We start from the raw sequence: 21,230 nt of genomic DNA, 5'->3' as shown, positions 1-21,230 counted from the left end.
CACGCCGACTGGATAGTTATTGCCGCTCCCCTGACCTGGGCATTGACCGAGATTGTCAGGGTGATCGGCGCGTTGCCGCCATGCCCGTCGGACATTCCGAGCTGTCAGAAGCCTGTCAGGAGTTGCTGCCGTCCGGCTGATCGCCGGAGCCAAGCAATCGTTCCACGTACTTCGCGATGACGTCGACTTCGAGGTTCACCCTGGTGCCGACCTCTGCCCTTCCGAGGGTGGTCAGATCCAACGTCGTCGGGATCAGCGACACCTCGAACCAGTCGTGCCCCAAACCGGAAACCGTAAGGGAGACACCGTCGACGGTGATCGAACCCTTCTCGACGACATAGCGCGACAGTGCGGTCGGCAACGCGATCCGAACAACTTCCCAATGTTCCGACGGTGTCCGCGCGATCACATGCGCCGTGCCATCGACGTGTCCCTGCACGATGTGTCCCCCGAGGCGGCTGTTGACCGCGGCGGCGCGCTCCAAGTTCACGTGGCTGCCGACACCGACACCGCGCAGACTCGACCGGTTCAGCGTCTCGCCCATCACGTCGGTGCTGAACGCCCCATCCGGCAGCACCTCGACCACGGTGAGGCAGACTCCGTTTACCGCGATCGAGTCACCGTGTCCGGCATCGGACGTGACGACGGGCCCGCGGATGACGAGTCGCGCCGAATCGCCGAGCTCTTCCTTGCCGACGACCTCGCCCAGCTCTTCGACGATTCCGGTGAACACGCCGACGAGCCTAGCTCCTGCTCGAAAGTCCAGTTCGGAAGCCACGATTGCAGTTCGGCCGCCACCACGCACAACGCGCCCACACAAGCGCACCCTCTACGATGCACTCATGCAGACGCGCCTCTTGGCCATCTTCGCCGCCCTTTTCGCCACAATCGCCCTTATCGCCGGGTGCTCCTCGAAGTCGCAGGACTCGTCCAAGCCACTGCCAGACGCCGCCACCCTGCTCAAGGAGTCCAGCGAGACCACCAAGGCGCAGTCGAGCATGCACCTGAAGCTGAGCGTGCAGGGGCAGATCAAGGAACTGCCGATCGAGACCCTCGAAGGCGATGTGACGAACAAGCCCGCCGTCGCCGCCCAGGGCACGGCGAACATCATCTTCCTGGGTCAGCGCCTTCAGGGCGTCGACTTCGTGGTCGCCGACGGCAACCTGTTCGGCGCGCTCACCAAGGGCAGCTTCCAGGATTTCGGACCTGCCGCCGACATTTACGACGTGTCAGTGCTGCTGAACCCCGATACCGGGTTGGGCAACGTCCTCGCCAACTTCTCGGACGCGAAGACCGACGGCCGCGAGACCCTCAACGGTGTCGAAACCATCCGCGTCACCGGAAACGTGACCGCCGACGCGGTCAACAAGATCGCCCCGCAGATCGGCGCGACCGCTCCGGTCCCCGGCACCGCATGGATCCGCGAGGACGGCAACCACGAACTCGTGCAGGCCAAGCTGGACCCGTCACCAGGCAACAGCATCACGATGACATGCACTGACTGGGGTAAGTCAGTAACCGTCACCAAGCCCACGGTCTGATCTGATGCGCGCTTCGCCCGGAGTCGCTCAGCCGGCGACATCTGGCCGCCGAGTCGCGATCAGCGCCGGCAGCCTCGCAGTGCTGCTGGGTGCCCTCGACACGTATGTCGTGGTCACCATCATGACCGACATCATGAAAGACGTCGGGATCGGGATCAATCAGATCCAGCGGGTCACCCCGATCGTCACCTGGTACCTACTTGGCTACATCGCGGCCATGCCGCTGCTCGGCCGCGCCTCGGACCGGTTCGGCCGCAAGCTGGTGCTGCAGGTCAGCCTCGCCGGGTTCGCGATCGGCTCGGTCATCACCGCGTTGTCGGACGATCTGCTGCAGCTGATCATCGGGCGCGCGATCCAGGGCACTGCCAGCGGCGCGCTGCTGCCGGTCACGCTGGCGCTCGCGGCCGACCTGTGGTCTGCGCGCAACCGCGCCGCCGTGCTTGGCGGCATCGGCGCCGCGCAGGAACTGGGCAGCGTGCTGGGCCCGCTGTACGGCATCGCCGTGGTCTGGGCGCTGAACACCTGGCGTGACGTGTTCTGGATCAACGTGCCGCTCACCGCGGTCGCGATGGTGATGATTCACTTCAGCCTGCCGTCGCGGGAGAAGACGGAGGAACCGCAGAAGGTCGACGTGATCGGCGGTGTGCTGCTGGCGATCACGCTGGGCCTGGCCACCTGGGGCCTGTACAACCCGGCGCCGGACGGCAAGCGGGTGCTGCCGAGCTACGGGCTGCCCCTGCTGATCGGCGCCGCGCTCGCCTGTGTGGCGTTCTTCGTGTGGGAGAAATTCGCCCGCACCCGGCTGATTGAGCCTGCCGGTGTGCACTTCCGCCCGTTCCTTTCCGCGCTCGGCGCCTCGCTGACCGCAGGCGCGGCGCTGATGGTCACGCTGGTCAACGTCGAGCTGTTCGGCCAGGGCGTGCTCGGTCTCGACAAGAACGGCGCCGCCGCCTTGCTGCTGCGGTTTCTCATCGCCCTGCCGATCGGCGCTCTACTGGGCGGCTGGATCGCGACCAAGGTCGGCGATCGGATCGTGGCGTTTGTGGGCCTGATGATCGGCGCCGGCGGCTACTGGTTGATCTCGAAGTGGCCCGTTGACCTCCTGGCCGCCCGCCACGACCTCGGCTTCATCAGCCTGCCGGCTCTCGACACCGATCTAGCGATCGCTGGCCTTGGCCTTGGTCTGGTGATCGGCCCGCTGACGTCGGCGACGCTGCGGGTAGTGCCCACTTCCCAGCATGGGATCGCGTCGGCGGCCGTGGTGGTGTCCCGCATGATCGGCATGCTGATCGGCATCGCCGCGCTGAGCGCATGGGGGCTTTATCGCTTCAATCAGCATCTGGCCAGCCTGCCCGCCGGCACCGGCAACAACCTCGTCGAGCGGCTGGCCGCGCAGGCGGCCCGTGTCCGCACGGCCTACGTCATGCAGTACGGGGAGATCTTCGGCATCACCGCGCTGGTCTGCGTGATCGGTGCCCTGCTGGGCCTGTTGATCGCTGGCAGGCATGAGCACGCCGAGGAATCAGCTCCGGCGGCTGACGTCGCCGAGACTGGGCGTGCGAATGAGACGCCCACCACAATGATCGAGGCGCCGACACAGGCGTTCGACGCCCAGACTCAGCAGATCTCGAGGCCGGGCAGACACCGGCAGGAGTAGACGCTCAGCAGCGCTCGAGCCCCCTGCGCAGCAGCGCAGGCTCGTCGGTCTTTGCCGGCTCGTCGGCGGTCAGGGTCCGCAAGGCGTCGCGGATGAAAATTTTGAGGCCCCGCGGATCTACGGGTCGGGTGCTGAGCCAGTCCTGCAGTGCAGTCACGCTCGTTTTCCTTTGTTAGTGCTCACCAGGCGGCAACTCTCGTCGGTGAAAGCGCTTTGGTACGAGTGTACCGACAGCAATGCGCTGATTGGTCCCTCGCCGCGCCGGGTACGCGTGCGATAGCCAACAATGAGACGGGAGAAAATTCATGCCAAGTTCACTGAAAGGCAAGACTATTGCGTTCCTCGTCGCCCCCGAAGGAGCCGAGCAGGTCGAGTTGACGGAACCGTGGAAGGCCGTCGAACAGGCAGGCGGCACACCCGAGTTGGTTTCGACGGAGGTCGGAAAGGTCCAGGCGTTCAACCACCTGACACCGGCCGATACATTCGAGGTCGATAAATCTGCCGATAGCGTCTCCTCTGCCGACTACGCCGGCCTGGTGTTGCCCGGCGGCGTGGCCAACCCCGACTTCCTGCGCACCAACGACGCGGCAGTTGCGTTCGTCAAGAGTTTCTTCGACGCCGGCAAGCCGGTTGCAGTGATCTGCCACGGACCGTGGACGCTGATCGAGGCCGACGTTGTCCGCGGCCGGACGATGACGTCGTGGCCAAGTGTGGCGACCGATCTTCGCAACGCTGGCGCGAATTGGGTCGACGACGAAGTTGTCGAATGCTCGCGCGGGCCAAACACGTTGGTGTCGAGTCGCAAGCCCGACGACCTGCCCGCGTTCTGTAGCACACTGGTCGGGGCGTTCGCAAAGGAGAAGTCATAGTCCGAACTCGGCCCATAATCGTTAAGGCGTCGGTAATCTCGCGGACATGCTGATCGCCGCGCTGCGCGACATGCAGTGGCGGAGACGGCGCTTCGTCATCGCGATTCTTTCCACGTCGATCATCTTCGCGATGACGCTCGCTCTCACGGGGCTCGCGAACGGATTCCGGGTGGAGGCCGAGAAAACCGTCGGTGCGCTTGGCGTCGACGTCTTTCTCGTCAAGGCAGGAGCATCCGGGCCCTTCGTCGGTGCGACGCCGTTCGCGCCCGTGGACCTGCAACGGATCGCCACCATCCCTGGCGTGATCGCGGCCGCTCCACTTGCTTATGCCGGCGGCACGGCCACGCTTGGCGACACAACGCGCAATGTTGACATCTTCGGTGCACCGGAGCGCGGGCCAGGGATGCCGGCCGTGTCCGAGGGCCGGCCGCCGACGACGCCCGACGAGGTCGTGGTATCGACCACGCTCGGTCGCAACATTGGCGAGGACGTCGAAATCGCTTCGCGCAGACTGCACGTCGTCGGCCGTGTGGAGAACTCGACGGCGTTGGCCAACCTGCCGAATGTGTTCCTCACCACCCAGGGCGCGCAGCAATTGGTGTACGGCGGTCAACCGCTGGTCGCCTCCATCGGCATCCGCGGAGCCCTCGGCCAGGTGCCCGCCGGCTATCGCGCCGTCGACAGAGCGGGCGCGGTCGCCGACCTCCTTCGGCCGTTGAAGGTCGCAGTGAATTCGATCACGATCGTGGCCATTCTGCTCTGGGTGGTCGCGGCGCTGGTGGTCGGATCCGTGATCTATCTGTCGGCGCTCGAACGACTGCGAGACTTCGCGGTTTTCAAGGCGATTGGCGTTCCCACTCGGAGCATCGCCGCCGGCCTCGCAATGCAGTCGGTCATCGTGGCATTGCTCGCTGCGCTTGTCGGCGCCGGCCTCTCGATGCTGCTTGGTCCGTTGTTTCCGATGCAAGTTATTGTTCCGGCTTATGCTTTCGTCCTGCTTCCGGTTGTCGCGGTCGTGATCGGCTTGATCGCCAGCGCGACAGGACTGAGCCGCGCGGTGTCCGTCGACCCGGCGCTGGCCTTCGGGGGTCCTTGAGCCATGGGCGATCTGAGCATTCAGGACCTGGTGGTGGAGTACGCCAGCGGCGCCGAGACGGTTCGCCCGATCGACGGCTTCAACCTCGACGTGGCCGCCGGCTCACTGGTGATCCTGATGGGCCCCAGCGGCTGCGGGAAGACGACGCTGCTGTCCTGCCTCGGCGGCATTCTGAAACCCAGCGGGGGCGCCATCAAATTCGGTGACGTCGACGTCACCGCCCTCGACGCCCGCGCACTGTCGAATTACCGTCGCGAAACAGTCGGCATCGTGTTTCAGGCCTTCAATCTCGTTCCGAGTCTCACCGCCCTGGAGAATGTGATGGTGCCGCTGCTCGCCTCCGGTATGTCACGCCGCGCCTCGTTCAAGAAGGCCGAACAGCTGTTGTCCCGAGTCGGCCTGCAGGATCGGATGTCGCACCGGCCTGGTGATCTCAGTGGTGGGCAGCAGCAGCGCGTCGCGGTGGCCCGCGCGATCGCCCTCGATCCGCCGTTGATATTGGCCGACGAGCCCACCGCGCACCTGGACTTCATCCAAGTCGAGGAAATACTGCGGCTGATCCGCGAGCTCGCATCGGGCGACCGGATGGTGGTCGTCGCGACCCACGACAGCCGGATCCTGCCGTTGGCCGATCTCGTCGTCGAATTGGTACCGGACTTCGCGTCCACCGACCGCCCCCCCGAGACCGTGGAGTTGACGGCAGGTGAGGTGTTGTTCGAGCAGGGCACAATGGGCGAGCTGATCTACATCGTCTCCGAGGGCGACCTGGAGGTTGTGCGTGAATTGCCAAGCGGCGCTGAGGAAATACTGAAGGTCGTCAAACGCGGAGACTACTTCGGGGAGATCGGTCCTGTGTTTCATCTGCCGCGCAACGCGACGGTGCGGGCTTGCACCGATGCAACGGTGGTCGGCTACACCGTACGAGCCTTCAGGGAGCGTCTCGGCGTCGGCGGGGTGCGCGATCTGATCGAACACCGCCCGCTGGAGGTCGACGAACCCGCTACGCAGGAATCAGGCTGAGCAACAGGTCCGGCCCGATCGGCTCGATACCGTCGAAGCGCCACCGCTGTGCATGGGCGATGGACAGCACGCCGACGTCGTCGACGGCGGTGATGGGCCCGCCCAACAAGATTGGCGCCACGTACGCAAGGATCCTGTCGATCGCCCCTGCCCGCAGGAACGCGCCAGCCAGCGTCGGGCCGCCTTCGAGGAGCACATCGGTGCGGTCTGACAACGCCTTGATCACCTCGTGGGGATCACGGGTACGGATCACCATGGTGCGCGAGTCGTCGTTGAGAACCCGTGCCTCAGAGGATATTTCACGCTCACCGACGACGACGCGCAACGGCTGACGCGCAGCCAACGTTCCGTCGGGCAACCGTGCCGTCAACGTCGGGTCGTCGACGAACACCGTGCCGGTTCCAACGATGATCGCGTCAGCAGTCGCTCGACGGCGATGCACGTCGGCCCTGGCGGCCTCGCTGGTGATCCACTGACTGGTGCCGTCGGCGGCTGCGCTGCGGCCGTCGACGCTTGTGGCGTATTTCCACGTGATATGTGGTAACCCGGTGCGCTGCTTGTGCAGCCACTCCCGAAGCGGACCGCCAGCGACGACGTCGGTCAGCACTCCGGCCTCAACGTTGATGCCGGAGTCAGCCAGCCGCGTGGCGCCACCCGCGGCTTCCGGGTTGGGATCGGCGACCGCGTAGGCGACGCGCGAAATCCCGGCGGCGACAAGCGCATCCACACACGGCGGGGTCCTGCCGTAGTGGTTGCACGGCTCGAGCGTCACGATTGCGGTGCCGCGGACGGCGCGCTCCCCCGCTCGACGCAACGCGACGATCTCGGCGTGCGGACCGCCGGGCGGTTCCGTCGCACCAGCGCCGGCGATCTCGCCGTCGCGGTCCAAAATAACCGCTCCCACAGGTGGATTCGGATACGTGGTGCCCTTGACCCGGTCGGCGTGTTCGACCGCCAACCGCATCGCGGCGTCCAGATTCATAACGTCAGATGTTTTGAGGCCGAGGCAGCCTGTCGGCGCAGCGATTCCACTGCGGCGGCCGGGTCTTCGGCGCTGTACACAGCGGATCCCGCGACGAAGCAGTCGACTCCGGCCAGGGCCGCCTCTTCGATGGTGTCTTCGTTGATACCGCCATCGATCTCGACGACGATCGTCAACTCGCCGGCGTCGACGAGCCTGCGTACGGTGCCAACTTTCGGCAGCACCTCCGGGATGAACTTCTGCCCGCCGAAGCCGGGCTCAACGGACATGATCAGCAGCGTGTCGAAGTGGGGCAGGATCTCCAGGTACGGCTCGATCGGGGTGCCCGGCTTGACCGAGAGCCCCGCCTTGGCGCCTGCTGCCCGGATGTCGCGGGCCACGCCGATTGGGTTGTCGGTTGCCTCGGCGTGGAATGTGACGTTGTACGCCCCGGCCTCGGCATAGGGCGGCGCCCACCTGTCGGGGTTGTCGATCATCAGATGGCAGTCCATCGGGATGTCGGTTCTCCTGAGCAACGCCTCGACAACCGGGAGCCCAATGGTCAGGTTGGGCACGAAGTGGTTGTCCATCACATCGACGTGCAGCCAGTCGGCGCCCGCCACCGCCGCGGCTTCGTCGCCGAGCTCGGCGAAGTCGGCGGCCAGGATCGACGGCGCGATCAGGGGTTCTGCCATGGCGCTCACCCTACTAAGAGGGCCGCGGCGAACATCGCATCGGTGCCATGCCGGTGCGGCCAGAGCTGCACGTAGGGCCCGTCGCCGAGATCGTCGACCGGGTCGAACAACGGCCGGGTGTCCAACGCCATGACCCGGTGACGGCGCAATGCGTCGGCCACGACGCCAACGGTCTCGGCCAGATGCGGCGAACACGTCGCATACAGCACCACCCCGCCGGGCCGGGTCAGCTCAATTGCCGAGGCCAGCAGCTCACGCTGCAGCTTGGCCAACGCAGGCACGTCGCTGGGCTGGCGCCGCCAGCGGGCCTCTGGCCTGCGCCGCAGCGCACCGAGCCCGGTACACGGGGCGTCGACCAACACCCTGTCGAATCCCGGCTCGAGCCCCGACTCGCGGCCGTCGACGCGCACCACCTCGACCGGCAGGCCACGGGTGTTCTCCTCGACCATCTCGGCGCGTCTAGCGGCTGGCTCGATCGCGGTGACCTGTGCTCCGTCAGCTAAAGCGGCCAACAGCGCGGTCTTGCCGCCGGGGCCTGAGCACAGATCCAGCCATCGGCCGGAGTCCGGGCCGTCGAGTGGGGCGAGGGTCAAGGCCCGCGCCACCAACTGGCTGCCCTCGTCCTGCACCAGCGCCGCACCCCCACGGATCGCGTCAAGCCGACCCGGATCGCCACCTGACAGGTACACCGCGTACGGCGAATATCGCCCGACGGTGCCGTCGACCTGATCGGCCAGTTCCTCGGCGGTCAACACGCCGGGCCGCGCGGCCAGATGCACCGCCGGGCGCGCGTCATCGCTTGCCAAGAGCGCGTCCAGCTGTCCCGCATCGACGCCAAGCGCGTCGGCGAAGGCTTGGGCAACCCAACGCGGATGGGCATGCACGAACGCGAGATGTCCGATGGGATCGCTGTCAGCGGACGGGGCCAGCTCCGACACCCAAGACTGTTCGTCACGGCCGGCGATGGTGCGCAGCACACCGTTGACGAAACCCGCTCGAGCCGAATCGAATTCGATACCCGCCTGCTCGACGGTCGTGGACACCGCCGCATGGTGTTCCACCCTGGTGCGCAGCAGTTGGTAGGCGCCGAGCCGCAGCAGGTCCAGCAGCACGGGGTCGATGTGCTCGGGCGGTCGATTGGCTGCCTTGCCGATGATCGAGTCGAGCAAGCCGCGGGTGCGGCAAGTGCCATAGGCGAGTTCGGTGGCGAACGCTGCGTCGCGGCCGGTGATACCGCGATCGCGCAGCAGCGCAGGCAGGGCGAGATTGGCGTAGGCGTCACGCTCCGACACCGCGCGCAACACGTCGAACGCCGCCCCGCGGGCCGGGTCGAGTGGTTTGCGTCGCGGCGGACGTCTGTTGGGCGGCTTGGTCATTCGGCGCGTGCGGTTTCGTCGAGACGGGCACCGCGCGCCCAGTCAGCAGCGAGCATCGGCTTCTTACCCTGGGGCTGGATCTGGCCGAGGAGCACCGGATGCGAGCCCGTGCCAACGTGAACGCCGTTGCGTTCCACCCGAATCGCACCGGGCGCCAGAGTGTTTGCCCCCTCTTCCACGGTCACGGGACCGAGTTTGACGCGCAGATCGCCAATCATTGTCCATGCGCCGGGATTCGGCGTGACGGCCCGAACCCGGCGATCGACCGCGTGGGCGGGCAGGTCCCACCGCACACGCGCGTCGTCGACGGTGACTTTCGGCGCGACGGTGACGCCGTCGGTGGGCTGTGGCACCGCGGTCAGCGAACCGTCGGCGATACCATCGAGCGTCGTCTCCAGCAGCGCCGCTCCCGAAATCGACAGCCGCTCAAGCAGATCGCCCGCGGTGTCGGTGGGCCGGATCGTCTCCGTCACGACCCCGTACACCGGGCCTGAGTCCAGCGCGAGTTCGATCTGAAACGTCGTCGCTCCGGTCACCGCGTCACCGGCGGCGATGGCCGCCTGCACGGGTGCCGCGCCACGCCACGCGGGCAACAGCGAGAAGTGCAGGTTGATCCAGCCGTTGGCGGGCACCGCGAGCAACCGTTCCGACAGCAGCGCGCCGTAGGCGACGACCCCGCAGGCGTCTGGCGCCAGGTCCGTCAGCTCGGCGATGAATTCGTCGGAGTTGGGACGTGACGGCCGCAGCACGGGAATGTCGTGTTCAAGGGCCAGCTGAGCCACCGGCGACGGCGAGAGCTTGCCGTGCCTGCCCTTCGCGGCGTCAGGCCGGGTCAACACGGCGACGACGTCGTGACGCGGCGATTCGATCAGCCGTCGCAACGACGGAAGCGCTGGCTCTGGGGTGCCGGCGAAGACGATGCGCACCGCGCCAGTGTAGGGATGGCTAGCGCGGGGTCTGGTAGTACTCCCGCTCCGACACCCCGGTCATCGGCGCGACGAACATCCACGGGATGGTGCTGATCAGCCGATTCAGCGTCGCGACGGAATCGTTGTAGTACTGCCGCGCGAAGGCCAGCTTGTTCTCCGTGTCGGCGAGGTTGTCCTGCAGATTCAGGAAGTTGTTGGACGAGTTCAGCTGCGGGTAGCTCTGGCCGAGCGCCAGCACTGGCGCCAACGCGCTGTCGAGCTCCTTCTCCGCCGCGCTGCGCTGCGCCACCGATTTCCCGGTCGTGGCGGACGTCAGTGCCGCACGCGCGTTGGTGACGTGATCGAGGACGCCCTTCTCGTGAGCGGCGAACGTCTCGACGGTGTGCACGAGGCTCGGGATCAACGAGGCACGCCGCGTCAGCTCCACGTCGATGCCGGACAGCGCTTCGGCGACGCGGACGTCCGCGGAGCGAATCTTGTTGTAGCCCATCACAAAACCGATCAGCACCAGCACCGCTAGCACCAACACCAGAATGAGCAGAAACCTCACCATGAGCCGCCTCCTCCTCCACCGCCGCCGCCCCCTCCGCCGCCGCTGAAGCCGCCGCCGCTACTGCTGCCGGAGGAGGACGATTGCGACGCGGTATAGGCGCCGATCGATGACGATAACGCCGACTCGAAGCTGTCGAAACTCGGACCACTGGAGCCGTGCGCGAAGCCCCATGAGGTCGACGACGACGAGTTGTACCAATCCGGTTGTGGTGCAGGCGCCCCCACCGTCGTCTCATACTTCTTCGCCCACAGCGCCGCCGTACCTGCGGCCACGGCGAACGGCACATAGGCGCTGTAGAGATCCTTGCGGGCGCCGAAGTCGAACCGCGTCTCGGCGGAGTCGGTGGACAGCATCCGGTGGAATCCGCCTGCACGCGACCACAATTCGCGGCCGGCCTCGGTGCGCCTGGTGCCGACGCCGTCGGCCCATGCCCGGACTGACAGCAGGAAGAACGCCGCGAACGGCAGCGCCCACATCGTGGTCGGAAGGCCCCACCGGAAGAACCCGCACACCATGATGCCGAACGCTATCGCGTTCGCCGCGCGGACCCACATTTCCTTTTTGCGCTTGACCATCAGCCCGTGGTCGAACGCCCACTTCTCGGCGGCCTTAGCCATATCGGTCTTGGCCTTGTTGAGTTTCTGACCGGATTTGACGGTGTGTTTGGCCTCGAATTCGCTGCCCTTGTTCATGACGCCCAGTGCTGAGCCGACCGCGACGCTAACCGGATCGACGTCAGCCCAGGCGCTGCGTTCAGCGAGGCTTCGGATGTTCCACTGTTTGTCGTTCACCTGCTTCAGCTCGATGAGCCTTCGCTCGGCGAGATAGAAGAGCGTGGCGGTGAGCCCGTTCTTCGGGACGGACTCAGTACGGATGTACTCGGTCTGGACCGGCCCGAGACCCGGCGGTGGCGCGTACTGCAGTGGGAATCCTGGCGGTGGCTCGACGGTGGTGCGGTACCAGAGGAACGCCCAAAGGCCGAAAGCCACTGTCAGGCCTGCGATCCAGACCACGCCGGTCACCGACTGGCCCAGGATGCGGTCCCAGGTATACGGCCACGGCAGGCTGATGCGCGACGGTGTCGGCACGTCGACACCAGCGCGCACGGTGACGGGCGTACGCGGCGCGAGGTCGGATGCCGACAACCTGACCGTGTTGCCGTCTACCGTGAGGTCGTCGCACTTGCGGCCCACGCCGAATCCCACCGAGCATTGAGCGCGGCCGACGTCGCCGGGAAGGGCCACGGTGACATCAACGTTGTCGATCTCGTTGTTCCAGGACGGCGCGATGACGTTCCAGAAAAACACCGACGGCGACGTCGTTGGCACACCCATGCCGCTGGCGAACATCTTGTCGGCGCCGGTGCTGCCGGGGTCGAGCACGCCAGGGATGCGGTAGCGGATCTCGTAGGTGTGGGTGCCGTAGCTGAGGTACTTGTCCGCCTGACCGATCTTGGCGACCACGAAACGTTCTCCGCCCTCCCACAGTATTTCGTAGGACTCGGGCTCACCGTCGAGCAGGATCGAGGTGATCTCGGGCTGCTGCCGCACCCGCGGGCTGTTCTGGTTGGCGACATCCCAGTACCGGAAGATGCCGTGGCGCCCGCCGGGGAATTCGGCTGTGATGGTTTCGACCGCGTCGAGTTGGCCGTCGCTGTCGACGACGAAGTTGGCCTTGTAATTGCTGAAAACCACCGGATCGGAAACATCTGATGCCTGCGAGCCACCGGTGAACACGAGCGGCCACAATAGACCAAAAGTGATGAGCGCCAACGGGATCAGCCACTTGAATAGCCGCCCCATGGCCACCTCCTGATCGGCGCGAGTCGCCGTGTCCGCATCACCCTATGTGCAAAGGATCGATTTGCACACGAGTTGGCTGCTGATCGTGTCGCGCGCTGAGTACACCGGTGGCCCGCCGCAGCGCGGCCGCGAGCGCCAACCCGCCGTCGCGCGGCACCCGGACCAGCATTCGGGTGACGGGGGTGTCGACCGAGAACCCGGGCGGGCGCCGCGCACCGATCGGCAGGTCAACGGGCCCGAGTAGCTGCGCGGTTTCGGGCAATTCCGCCGTGTCGAGCAGAGCAGCCACGGCCGCGGGCGCGCCGTCGACCGCCGCGATGTGCACGGCGGGCGGCAGTCCCACCTCCGCGCGGGCGTCGAACTCGGCGTCGGCATGCCCCACCGGATCCCACCGGATCAGCGACTGCACGGTCGGAATCGCCGATTCGGCAACCACGGCAACCGTGCCGCCGTCCTCGCGTGGCCGCACCAGCGCCGCGGCTGCCATCCATCGCCGCAGGGTGTCCTCGGCGGCTCGCAGATCCTGGCGGCCGAGCAGAGCCCACGCGTCGAGCAGCAATGCCGCGCCGTAGCCGCCCTCGGCCACGGGTTCAGCACCGGGTGTCGCGACGACGAGAGCCGGCTCTCCAGCGACCGCAGCGACCATCGCGTCACCGCCGGACGTGAGCACTGGCATCCCGGGAAATGCCCTCCCGAGTTCCTCGGCGGTGCGCCTCGCGCCAATGACAACCGCGCGCACCGCATCGGATCCGCACCGGGCGCAACGGAGCGCCGGCTCCTCACGGCCGCACCATCGGCAGACCGCCGCACCGCGGTCTAGTAGCGACAACGGTCCGGTGCAGTGCCTGCACCGCGCGACAGTGCGGCACCGCGCACATGCCAGCGCGGGCACGTAACCGCGTCGGGGCACCTGAACCAGCACAGGATGTCCGGCCTGCAGCGCGGTCCGCGCCGCCCGCAGGGCCAGCGACGGCAGCCGGGCCGTGCGGGCGGCCGGGTCGCGTTCCTGCTCGTGGCCGCTGTCATCGGGTGCGACGACGCGTGGCGAGCGGGCGCGCACAACACCGCGGGGCGCGACGAGATCATGCGCCCATCGGCTCCGCACCAGCGCCTGTGCTTCTGCGGTGCGGGCGTAGCCGCCGATCAGTGCGGCACAACGCAGTTGGTGAGCGCGCAGCATCGCCACCTCACGCGCATGCGGGTACGGGGCACGGGGTTCGGCGAGGGTGTCGTCGCCGTCGTCCCACACGATGGCCAACCCGAGGTCGGTGACAGGTGCGAAGACCGCGCTGCGAGTGCCGATGACCATGCGTGCGCCGCCGTGCAGCACGGACAACCAGCGGCGGTAGCGCTGCGCGGGCCCGAGCCCGGCCGACAACGCCGCCACCCTCTCCTCGTCGATGTACCGAATTGCGCTGGCGTGCAACGCATCAACATCGCGCTGATCGGGCACGATCGCCAACACCCCGCGGCCCGAGTTCACCGTGACCGCGGCGGCTTCGGCCAGCCGGTCGGTCCACGGCTCCCCCGGCAACGCCTGCCACACAGCGCGGGCTGCGCGGCCGTCACCGAGCGCCGTGAGGAACTGCTCGCCACGCCCGTACGTGGACCACGCGGCTGTGTCGACGGGCTTGACTGCCAGCGGCGCAAGCTCTGGCGCGGGCTGCTTTTCGACGTTGGCGTGCCGCGGCGGGACGGCGAGCCGCAACACGTCGGCGCGGGTGCCCGCGTAGCGCGCCGCAACGGCGTCGATGAGGCGGCGCACGTCGGGTGTCAGCACCGCCTCCGCCGACACCACCCGGTCAAGCCAGCCGAGCTTGCCGACATGGTCTGTGTCGGAACGTCTTTCGAGGACAAAGGCGTCAACAAGCCTGCCGTGGAAACGCACCCGCACCCGCACGCCGGGCTGGGCGTCGTCGGATTGCTCGGCCGACACGAGATAGTCGAATTCACGGTCCAGGTGCGGCACCGTCAACATCGGCAGCACACGCGCGATCGGCTCGTGCTCGGCTTGCTGGCGGGTGGTCACGTGCGGCCGAAGAAGAAGCCCGCGGTGATGAGCAATATCGACGATGCGTACGCCCACCAGATCGGCACGGCCAGCGCCTCTGAACCCAACACGAACTTGCCGATGCCGATCATCCCGTCCGACACCGCAAAGCACACCGCGCCCAGCGCGGTCCACGGCGTCGGCAACCGAGCCAGCAGCGCAGCACACACCATCGCCCCGAGCACTGCGATGTAGAGCGTCACCGGTACGGCCATGCCCTCGACGAGCAGTCTCGGCCAGAACCACACCAGCAGCACAATGCAGGCCGACACCATGACAGCGGCGCCCGCCAGCCGCGGACCCGTCCGGGAGACAAGCGGGATCAGCACGGCCAGAAAGCACAGGTGCGCGATCAGGAATGCGCCGAGCCCAAGCACGAACGAGGGTTTCCACCACGGCATCGCCAGCAGAAAATCACCGGCCGCCGAGAGCACCAGTGCCGCGATCAGCCAATGTCGCTCCCGGGCGATGGGGTGTGTCAGCGCCGCGACGGCCAACAGCACCGCGGTCAGCGCCTTGGCGGCAGGCTGCAGCATGAACTGGCCAGTGAGCTCTGCACCGGACGGCAGTTGCAGTGCCGTGACGATGAGGAACACGCCGTAACAGGCGCCGACGATCGCGGCGGTCACCCAAAACAGCCTGGTTCGCGAGTGTGCGTACGGTGTCCCCATGTCTGTTGCCGAGGAAGAGCCCGCCAGCCGAAAACCCCCAGACGCCATTCTGCTGAAGGTACTGGAGGCCGTTCCGTTTCAGTTGACAACCGACGGAGGTGTCGAGGCAGCCCGGCAACGATTTCGCGACCTGCCGCGCCGCCCTGTGCATCCCGACGTGCACACAGAGGAGCGCACGATCGACGGGCCTGCGGGACCGATCCCGATCCGCATCTACCGGTCGCCGACCGATAACGAGGCAACGCCGCCGGTGGTCGTCTTCCTGCACGGGGGCGGCTGGTGCGTCGGCGATCTCGATACCTATGACGGCGACGCACGCAACCATGCGGTCGGAGCCGACGCGGTAGTGGTGTCGGTGGACTACCGGCTCGCGCCCGAACACCCCTACCCCGCGGCGGTCGAAGATGCTTGCGCCGCAACGCAATGGGTGGCCGCCCACGCCAGCGAGCTCGGCGTCGACCCCGAGCGGATTGCCGTCGCGGGCGACTCGGCTGGCGGCAACCTTTCGGCGGTGGTGACGCTGCTGGCACGTGACGCCGGCGGCCCGCCGATCCGCTTTCAGTTGCTCTGGTACCCGGCGACGACGTGGGACACGTCGCTGCCGTCGTTCACGGAGAACGCCGATGCATTGCTGCTCAACGGCTCGTCGGTAAGAGGGTTTTCCCGTTGGTACGTGGGCGATTTGGATCTGTCCGACATGCCAATGACGTTGGCTCCCGGGCGGGCGAAGGATCTGACGGGACTTCCCCCTGCGTATATCGCCGTCGCAGGCCATGACCCGCTGCGTGATGACGGCATCCGCTATGCCGAACTGCTGGCGGCGGCGGGTGTGCCCGTGCAACTGCACAACGCCGAGACGCTGATCCACGGCTACCTCGGGTACGCCGGCGTGGTGCCCGCAGCGACGGAGGCGGCCGAACGCGGATTGTCCGCGTTACGGGACGCGTTACACGGTCCATGAGCAACTCCGTCGATATCGTGCATGCCTTCTGGGAACAGTGCTGGAACGCACGCGATCCCGCGGCCGTCGACACCGCCGTGTGGGCTGTGCGTGAGGACGGGAAATTGTTGAGCAACCATGTCGAACGCGCTGCGCTCGATCAGTTTCAGCGGCTCACCCGGTCGACTTGAACCGGTCCCGATACGCCTTGGGCGAGAGGCCCAGCTGGGTGACGAACACACGACGCAAGGTCTCCGCACTGCCGAAACCGGCCAGCCGGGCCGAGTCCGCGACAGAGCGGCCCGCGTCAAGAGCCGAGCGGGCCGCGTCGATGCGGATCATCTCGACATAGCGGGCAGGAGTCGTCCCAAGCTCGCTTTGGAATAACCGGGTTAACTGCCGAGTGCTTAGAGATGCTTGCGCTGCAAGGGTTTTCACGGTGTGGTTGGCGCCGGGATCGGCAGCGATCGCCTCCGTGACCGCACGCAGCTGGAATCGCTCCGGTGGAGGCGATTCGACCAACGCGGAGAACTGCGACTGGCCGCCTGCCCGCTTCAGGTAGACCACCAACGACCGGGCAACATCGCGAACGAGGTCGGCGCCGTGGTCGTCCTCGACGAGGGCCAACGCAAGATCGATGCCCGCCGATACCCCAGCCGAGGTATAGATGTCACCGTCGCGCACAAAGATCGCGTCCGGTTCGACGTTGATTCGCGGATATGCACGCGACAGCAGGGCGGTTTGGCGCCAATGGGTGGTCGCACGGCGGCCGTCGAGCAGGCCGGCCTGCGCCAGGATGAACGAGCCGGTGCAGATCGACGCCATCCGGCGGGTCCGCGGACGCAACGCCTGGACCGCCGCCACGAGGTCCAGATCGATGGGACGACCGACCAGATCGTCACCCCCGGAAACGACCACCGTGTCAACATCTTCCACCGCGCTGGTCGAAGTCGACACCGCGAGCCGGCTGCCGACCGACGTGACCACGTCCTGCCCGTCGACTGACGCCATGACCACGCGGTAGGGCGCCCCGAACCGGTTAGCCTCCGCGAACACCTCGGCAGGCCCGGCGACGTCGAGCAGCTTCATGCCGTCGAACACCACGAACACAACGACGCGGGCACTGGACATGCGACCATTGTATGTCGCTTTTTGTGGGAAAGATGGCTGAACGGACACCCCCAGTCGAGGGCGCTCCCAGCTGACACTGACGTCATGACAACACAGACGATCGCGGGCATCGCGATACCAGACACTCAACTCGTGCGCGACACCACCGAGTACATCCGGGACGTCGAAGACGACCTGCTCTTCAACCACTCCCGGCGCGTCTTTCTGTTCGGCGCCCTGCAGGGCCGTCGGAGGGGCCTCGACCCCGATCTCGAACTGCTGTACGTCGGCGCGATGTTCCATGACATCGGCCTGACGGAGGCCTTCCGCGACTCCACCGTGCGCTTCGAGGTAGACGGCGCCAACGCGGCCGAGAAATTTCTGCGGAACCAGGGTCTAGACGATGCGACGGTGCGCAAAGTCTGGCTTTCCATCGCGCTGCACACCACGCCCGGCATCCCGGAGTTCCTCGATCCCGAGATCGCCCTCGTCACCGCTGGGGTCGAAACCGATGTGCTCGGCATCGGTCGCGACGACTTGTCGGAGGATGTCCGCAACGCCGTCACAGCGGCGCATCCGAGGCCGGATTTCAAGCGTCAGATTCTGCAGGCCTTCAACGACGGCATGGCGCACCGGCCACAGACCACCTTCGGCACGGTCAACGACGACGTGCTGGCCCATTTCGATCCGACGTTCGTTCGCGAGGACTTCGTCGAGATCATCGTGAACAACAGCTGGCCGGAGTAGGCGCTCAGCGGCGGCCGCTACGGTGCCTGAACCCATTTGACACCGGCCGGCATCGATCCGGCCATGCAGGCGCTGCTCGATGCATTCCCGTTCACCTCACCGCGGACCAGGGTGTCGACGTGGCGCGCGAGCAGATGCGTCAGATGAAGGCGCCGCCGGAAACTGTTGCCGGAGATGCGAATCGAAGAGCGGACGATCGATGGGGATTCGGCGGGTGGCAACATCTCGGCGGTGATGGCGCCGCTGGCCCGCGACAACGGCGGACCCGCGCTGGCGTTCCCGTTGAGCTGGACAACGCGCCGACACTCGTGCATGGCTTCGTCAGCTTCGCACTGGCGGTTCCCGCCGCGGCCGAGGCCACCAATCGTGGCCTTGCGGCGCTGAAGGCCGCGCTGCACTAGGTGTACTGACCCTTTGACCCGACGCGGGACGTCCGGTGAAATGGGAAGGGAGCCCAGCGACGGGAGACCCTATGACAGTGCCCGACTACGAGACCGTCATCGTCGGCGCCGGTTTTTCCGGTATCGGCACCGCGATCAAGCTCGACAAGGTCGGCTTGAGCGACTATCTGGTCGTCGAAGCCGGCGACGGCCCGGGCGGCACGTGGTACTGGAACACGTATCCCGGTATCGCCGTTGATATTCCGTCGTTTTCTTACCAGTTCTCCTTCGAGCAGAGCCCGGACTGGTCACGCACCTACGCGCCCGGCCACGAATTGCGGGCGTACGCCGAGCACTGCGTCGACAAGTACGACCTGCGCCGAAAGATCCGGTTCAACACCAAGGTGCTCGGCGCCGACTTCGACGAGGCACAGGATTTGTGGCACGTCCGCACCGACCCCGGCGGCATGATCACCGCGCGGTTTCTGGTCAACGCCAGTGGCGTGCTCATCACACCCAAGCTTCCGGACATCGACGGCGTCGATTCGTTCGCGGGCCTGACCATGCACACCGCGCGCTGGGACCACGACCAGAACCTGACCGGCAAGCGCGTCGCGATCATCGGCACGGGAGCCTCAGCGGTGCAGGTGGTTCCCGAGATCGCGCCAATCGTCAAGCACCTCACAGTATTTCAGCGCACGCCGATCTGGTGCTTCCCCAAACTCGATGTGCCTCTGCCGCCGTGGTCACGCTGGGCGATGCGGCTGCCTGGCGGCAAGACCGTGCAGCGGATGCTCAGCCAGGCCTACGTCGAGCTGACGTTCCCGTTGGCGGCGCAGTACTTCACCGTCAACCCGATGGCCAAGAACATGTCGAAGGTCGGTGAGGCGTATCTGCGCAAGCAAGTCCGCGACCCCGAAGTCCGCGACAAGCTGACGCCGCGATATGCCGTCGGCTGCAAGCGGCCAGGATTCCACAACACGTATCTGTCGACGTTCAATCGCGACAATGTTCGGCTGGTCACCGAACCGATCGACAAGATCACGGGCTCGGGGGTGGCCACCGCGGACGGCGAGAACCATGACGTCGACGTGCTGATCTTGGCGACCGGTTTCAAGGTGATGGACACCGACGACCTGCCGACCTATCCGGTCACCGGCCCGGGCCGCCGATCGTGGAGCAGCTACTGGGACGAGCATCGCCTGCAGGCCTACGAAGGTGTGAGCATTCCCGACTTCCCCAACTTCTTCATGGTGTTCGGGCCATACGGCTATGTCGGATCGTCGTACTTCGCGCTGATCGAGACGCAGACCCACCACATCGCGCGTTGCCTGAAGCGGGCCCGTCGCCGCAAGGCCACCCGAGTCGCCGTGAAGCAGGAGGCCAACGACCGGTATTTCGCCGAGATGATGCGCAAGCGGCACCGGCAGATCTTCTGGCAGGACAGCTGCCAGCTAGCCAACAGCTACTACTTCGACAAGAACGGCGACGTGCCGCTGCGGCCGGCCAGCACGATCGAGGCGTACTGGCGCAGCCGCCGTTTCCCGCTCGACGATTATGTGTTCAGCCCCTAGACGGCGGCCTTGAGCTCGTCGACCTTGTTCAGCTGCTCCCACGGCAGCTCGACGTCCGTGCGGCCGAAGTGGCCGTACGCGGCGGTCTGCGCGTAGATCGGGCGCAGCAGGTCCAGGTCGCGGACGATCGCGCCGGGGCGGAGGTCGAAGACCGAGGTGATGGCCTTCTCGATGCGGGCCGGGTCGACGGTCTCGCTGCCGAAGGTCTCGACGAACAGGCCGACGGGGGCCGCCTTGCCGATCGCGTAGGCCACCTGCACCTCAGCGCGCTCAGCCAGGCCAGCTGCGACGACGTTCTTTGCCACCCAGCGCATCGCGTACGCGGCCGAACGGTCCACCTTGGACGGATCCTTGCCCGAGAATGCGCCGCCGCCGTGGCGGGCCCAGCCGCCATAGGTGTCGACGATGATCTTGCGACCGGTCAGGCCGGCATCGCCCATCGGGCCGCCGAGCACGAACTTTCCGGTCGGGTTGACCAGCAGCCGGAAGTCCGAGGTGTCCATCGTGTCGTGGTTGAGGTCGGCCAGCACGGTGTTGACGACCTTTTCGCGGATGTCCGGGGTCAGCGTGGCGTCGAGGTCGATGCCCGCGGCGTGCTGAGTCGAGAGCACGACGGTGTCGAGGCGGACCGGCGTGGTGCCGTCGTACTGGACGGTGACCTGGGTCTTGCCGTCCGGGCGCAGGTAGTCCAGCACGCCGTTCTTGCGGACCTCGGTCAGCCGGCGCGACAGCCGGTGGGCCAGCGCGATGGGCAGCGGCATCAGTTCAGGGGTGTCCTTGATGGCGTAGCCGAACATCAGGCCCTGGTCGCCGGCGCCTTGGGCATCCAGCGGGTCGCCTGCGCCCTCGACGCGGGTCTCGTGCGCGGTGTCGACGCCTTGGGCGATATCGGGCGACTGCGCGCCGATGCCGATGTTCACCCCGCAGGTCTCGCCGTCGAAGCCCTTTTCCGATGAGTCGTAGCCGATGTCGAGGATCCGCCGACGGACGATGTTGGTGATGTCGGCGAAGGCCTCCCTGGCGCTCGTCGTCACCTCCCCGACGACGTGCACCTGTCCCGTGGTGACCAGTGTCTCCACCGCGACGCGAGATTTGGGATCGTCCGCGAGCAACGCGTCGAGCACCGAGTCGCTGATGGCGTCACAGATCTTGTCGGGGTGGCCCTCGGTTACCGACTCACTGGTAAACAGCCGAGCATCGCTCACGGTTCGAACCCTTTCCGAAACTTAGTTAGTCAAATTATATCCCTGCTTCGCTGC

General features: G+C 66.6%; 21 protein-coding genes and 1 pseudogene. 10 read left to right on the top strand and 12 right to left on the bottom strand.

Annotation, left to right across the window (positions count from 1 at the left end; genetic code table 11):
- Positions 1-115: 115 nt before the first annotated feature.
- Positions 116-733 carry a riboflavin synthase gene (locus tag MYCSM_RS13675; protein WP_015306753.1) on the bottom strand — a complete coding sequence of 206 codons (618 nt, stop codon included), beginning with the start codon at positions 731-733 and terminating at the stop codon, positions 116-118.
- A 109-nt stretch (positions 734-842) separates the two neighbouring features.
- Here MYCSM_RS13675 and MYCSM_RS13670 point away from each other — a divergent pair, with 109 nt between their 5' ends.
- Together MYCSM_RS13670 and MYCSM_RS13665 are read left to right on the top strand one after the other, a co-directional pair.
- Positions 843-1,541: an LppX_LprAFG lipoprotein gene (locus tag MYCSM_RS13670; RefSeq protein WP_015306752.1), complete on the top strand. Its 699-nt coding sequence runs from the start codon at positions 843-845 to the stop codon at positions 1,539-1,541.
- 4 nt (positions 1,542-1,545) lie between these two features.
- The gene (locus MYCSM_RS13665; protein WP_015306751.1) at positions 1,546-3,198 is read left to right on the top strand and encodes an MFS transporter; all 1,653 of its coding nucleotides are present in this window, start codon (positions 1,546-1,548) and stop codon (positions 3,196-3,198) included.
- Positions 3,199-3,202: 4 nt separating this feature from the next.
- Here the strand turns inward: MYCSM_RS13665 and MYCSM_RS37785 are convergent, their stop codons facing one another.
- Entirely contained in the window at positions 3,203-3,355 is a 153-nt protein-coding gene (locus MYCSM_RS37785; protein ID WP_015306750.1) for a hypothetical protein, read from the bottom strand.
- A gap of 148 nt (positions 3,356-3,503) precedes the next feature.
- Between MYCSM_RS37785 and MYCSM_RS13660 the strand changes: the two genes are divergently transcribed.
- The 3 genes from MYCSM_RS13660 to MYCSM_RS13650 are packed head-to-tail and all read left to right on the top strand — an operon-like array spanning position 3,504 to position 6,183.
- The gene (locus MYCSM_RS13660) at positions 3,504-4,067 is read left to right on the top strand and encodes a type 1 glutamine amidotransferase domain-containing protein (protein ID WP_015306749.1); all 564 of its coding nucleotides are present in this window, start codon (positions 3,504-3,506) and stop codon (positions 4,065-4,067) included.
- 46 nt (positions 4,068-4,113) lie between these two features.
- Complete coding sequence (locus tag MYCSM_RS13655; protein ID WP_015306748.1) at positions 4,114-5,163, top strand: ABC transporter permease; 1,050 nt, start codon at positions 4,114-4,116, stop codon at positions 5,161-5,163.
- 3 nt (positions 5,164-5,166) lie between these two features.
- Positions 5,167-6,183: an ABC transporter ATP-binding protein gene (locus MYCSM_RS13650; RefSeq protein WP_015306747.1), complete on the top strand. Its 1,017-nt coding sequence runs from the start codon at positions 5,167-5,169 to the stop codon at positions 6,181-6,183.
- Here MYCSM_RS13650 and ribD read toward each other — a convergent pair.
- Genes ribD through MYCSM_RS13610 form a run of 8 tightly spaced genes read right to left on the bottom strand, consistent with a single transcriptional unit; the run spans position 6,164 to position 15,220 of the window.
- Positions 6,164-7,165, bottom strand: a complete 1,002-nt coding sequence (gene ribD / locus MYCSM_RS13645; protein ID WP_015306746.1) for a bifunctional diaminohydroxyphosphoribosylaminopyrimidine deaminase/5-amino-6-(5-phosphoribosylamino)uracil reductase RibD — start codon at positions 7,163-7,165, stop codon at positions 6,164-6,166. The genes MYCSM_RS13650 and ribD overlap by 20 nt on opposite strands.
- Entirely contained in the window at positions 7,162-7,839 is a 678-nt protein-coding gene (gene rpe / locus MYCSM_RS13640) for a ribulose-phosphate 3-epimerase (protein WP_015306745.1), read from the bottom strand. Before rpe ends, ribD begins: the two co-directional genes overlap by 4 nt.
- A gap of 5 nt (positions 7,840-7,844) precedes the next feature.
- Entirely contained in the window at positions 7,845-9,215 is a 1,371-nt protein-coding gene (locus tag MYCSM_RS13635; RefSeq protein WP_015306744.1) for an RsmB/NOP family class I SAM-dependent RNA methyltransferase, read from the bottom strand.
- Positions 9,212-10,141 carry a methionyl-tRNA formyltransferase gene (fmt, locus tag MYCSM_RS13630; RefSeq protein ID WP_015306743.1) on the bottom strand — a complete coding sequence of 310 codons (930 nt, stop codon included), beginning with the start codon at positions 10,139-10,141 and terminating at the stop codon, positions 9,212-9,214. Before fmt ends, MYCSM_RS13635 begins: the two co-directional genes overlap by 4 nt.
- A gap of 19 nt (positions 10,142-10,160) precedes the next feature.
- Positions 10,161-10,697, bottom strand: coding sequence for a LemA family protein (locus MYCSM_RS13625; protein ID WP_015306742.1), 537 nt, complete (start codon positions 10,695-10,697; stop codon positions 10,161-10,163).
- Positions 10,691-12,499: a DUF2207 domain-containing protein gene (locus MYCSM_RS13620; protein WP_015306741.1), complete on the bottom strand. Its 1,809-nt coding sequence runs from the start codon at positions 12,497-12,499 to the stop codon at positions 10,691-10,693. The genes MYCSM_RS13625 and MYCSM_RS13620 overlap by 7 nt, the downstream gene beginning before the upstream one ends.
- A gap of 37 nt (positions 12,500-12,536) precedes the next feature.
- Positions 12,537-14,477: a primosomal protein N' gene (locus MYCSM_RS13615; RefSeq protein WP_083906401.1), complete on the bottom strand. Its 1,941-nt coding sequence runs from the start codon at positions 14,475-14,477 to the stop codon at positions 12,537-12,539.
- 47 nt (positions 14,478-14,524) lie between these two features.
- Positions 14,525-15,220 (bottom strand): lysoplasmalogenase, encoded by a 696-nt coding sequence (locus MYCSM_RS13610; RefSeq protein WP_015306739.1) that lies wholly within the window; start codon positions 15,218-15,220, stop codon positions 14,525-14,527.
- On the opposite strand from MYCSM_RS13610, the gene MYCSM_RS13605 reads away from it, so the two are divergent.
- The gene (locus MYCSM_RS13605) at positions 15,219-16,181 is read left to right on the top strand and encodes an alpha/beta hydrolase (protein ID WP_015306738.1); all 963 of its coding nucleotides are present in this window, start codon (positions 15,219-15,221) and stop codon (positions 16,179-16,181) included. The genes MYCSM_RS13610 and MYCSM_RS13605 overlap by 2 nt on opposite strands.
- Positions 16,178-16,351 carry a hypothetical protein gene (locus tag MYCSM_RS37780; RefSeq protein WP_015306737.1) on the top strand — a complete coding sequence of 58 codons (174 nt, stop codon included), beginning with the start codon at positions 16,178-16,180 and terminating at the stop codon, positions 16,349-16,351. Before MYCSM_RS13605 ends, MYCSM_RS37780 begins: the two co-directional genes overlap by 4 nt.
- Here the strand turns inward: MYCSM_RS37780 and MYCSM_RS13600 are convergent.
- Entirely contained in the window at positions 16,335-17,291 is a 957-nt protein-coding gene (locus MYCSM_RS13600; RefSeq protein ID WP_015306736.1) for a GlxA family transcriptional regulator, read from the bottom strand. The two genes, MYCSM_RS37780 and MYCSM_RS13600, sit on opposite strands and share 17 nt — an antisense overlap.
- Positions 17,292-17,375: 84 nt before the next feature.
- Here MYCSM_RS13600 and MYCSM_RS13595 point away from each other — a divergent pair, with 84 nt between their 5' ends.
- From MYCSM_RS13595 to MYCSM_RS13585, 3 genes and pseudogenes are all read left to right on the top strand, one after another.
- Positions 17,376-18,017 carry an HD domain-containing protein gene (locus MYCSM_RS13595; RefSeq protein ID WP_015306735.1) on the top strand — a complete coding sequence of 214 codons (642 nt, stop codon included), beginning with the start codon at positions 17,376-17,378 and terminating at the stop codon, positions 18,015-18,017.
- Between the two features lie 263 nt (positions 18,018-18,280).
- Positions 18,281-18,418: pseudogene (locus tag MYCSM_RS38180) on the top strand (alpha/beta hydrolase); the annotation flags it as partial.
- A 71-nt stretch (positions 18,419-18,489) separates the two neighbouring features.
- Positions 18,490-19,971: a flavin-containing monooxygenase gene (locus MYCSM_RS13585; RefSeq protein ID WP_015306734.1), complete on the top strand. Its 1,482-nt coding sequence runs from the start codon at positions 18,490-18,492 to the stop codon at positions 19,969-19,971.
- Here MYCSM_RS13585 and metK read toward each other — a convergent pair.
- Entirely contained in the window at positions 19,968-21,176 is a 1,209-nt protein-coding gene (metK, locus tag MYCSM_RS13580; RefSeq protein WP_015306733.1) for a methionine adenosyltransferase, read from the bottom strand. The genes MYCSM_RS13585 and metK overlap by 4 nt on opposite strands.
- Positions 21,177-21,230 lie beyond the last annotated feature (54 nt).

Origin of the sequence: Mycobacterium sp. JS623 (assembly GCF_000328565.1) — a bacterium.
Lineage (GTDB): Bacteria > Actinomycetota > Actinomycetes > Mycobacteriales > Mycobacteriaceae > Mycobacterium.
This window is presented reverse-complemented; position numbering and strand designations above follow the sequence as displayed.

Bases quoted from the DNA above. Each gene is read 5' to 3' on its own strand.
- MYCSM_RS13670 (WP_015306752.1), top strand. From the start codon at position 843: ATGCAGACGCGCCTCTTGGCCATCTTCGCCGCCCTTTTCGCCACAATC.
- MYCSM_RS13665 (WP_015306751.1), top strand. From the start codon at position 1,546: ATGCGCGCTTCGCCCGGAGTCGCTCAGCCGGCGACATCTGGCCGCCGA.
- MYCSM_RS13660 (WP_015306749.1), top strand. From the start codon at position 3,504: ATGCCAAGTTCACTGAAAGGCAAGACTATTGCGTTCCTCGTCGCCCCC.
- MYCSM_RS13655 (WP_015306748.1), top strand. From the start codon at position 4,114: ATGCTGATCGCCGCGCTGCGCGACATGCAGTGGCGGAGACGGCGCTTC.
- MYCSM_RS13650 (WP_015306747.1), top strand. From the start codon at position 5,167: ATGGGCGATCTGAGCATTCAGGACCTGGTGGTGGAGTACGCCAGCGGC.
- ribD (WP_015306746.1), bottom strand. From the start codon at position 7,165: ATGAATCTGGACGCCGCGATGCGGTTGGCGGTCGAACACGCCGACCGG.
- rpe (WP_015306745.1), bottom strand. From the start codon at position 7,839: ATGGCAGAACCCCTGATCGCGCCGTCGATCCTGGCCGCCGACTTCGCC.
- MYCSM_RS13635 (WP_015306744.1), bottom strand. From the start codon at position 9,215: ATGACCAAGCCGCCCAACAGACGTCCGCCGCGACGCAAACCACTCGAC.
- MYCSM_RS13625 (WP_015306742.1), bottom strand. From the start codon at position 10,697: ATGGTGAGGTTTCTGCTCATTCTGGTGTTGGTGCTAGCGGTGCTGGTG.
- MYCSM_RS13620 (WP_015306741.1), bottom strand. From the start codon at position 12,499: ATGGGGCGGCTATTCAAGTGGCTGATCCCGTTGGCGCTCATCACTTTT.
- MYCSM_RS13615 (WP_083906401.1), bottom strand. From the start codon at position 14,477: ATGTTGACGGTGCCGCACCTGGACCGTGAATTCGACTATCTCGTGTCG.
- MYCSM_RS13605 (WP_015306738.1), top strand. From the start codon at position 15,219: ATGTCTGTTGCCGAGGAAGAGCCCGCCAGCCGAAAACCCCCAGACGCC.
- MYCSM_RS13610 (WP_015306739.1), bottom strand. From the start codon at position 15,220: ATGGGGACACCGTACGCACACTCGCGAACCAGGCTGTTTTGGGTGACC.
- MYCSM_RS37780 (WP_015306737.1), top strand. From the start codon at position 16,178: ATGAGCAACTCCGTCGATATCGTGCATGCCTTCTGGGAACAGTGCTGG.
- MYCSM_RS13600 (WP_015306736.1), bottom strand. From the start codon at position 17,291: ATGTCCAGTGCCCGCGTCGTTGTGTTCGTGGTGTTCGACGGCATGAAG.
- MYCSM_RS13595 (WP_015306735.1), top strand. From the start codon at position 17,376: ATGACAACACAGACGATCGCGGGCATCGCGATACCAGACACTCAACTC.
- MYCSM_RS13585 (WP_015306734.1), top strand. From the start codon at position 18,490: ATGACAGTGCCCGACTACGAGACCGTCATCGTCGGCGCCGGTTTTTCC.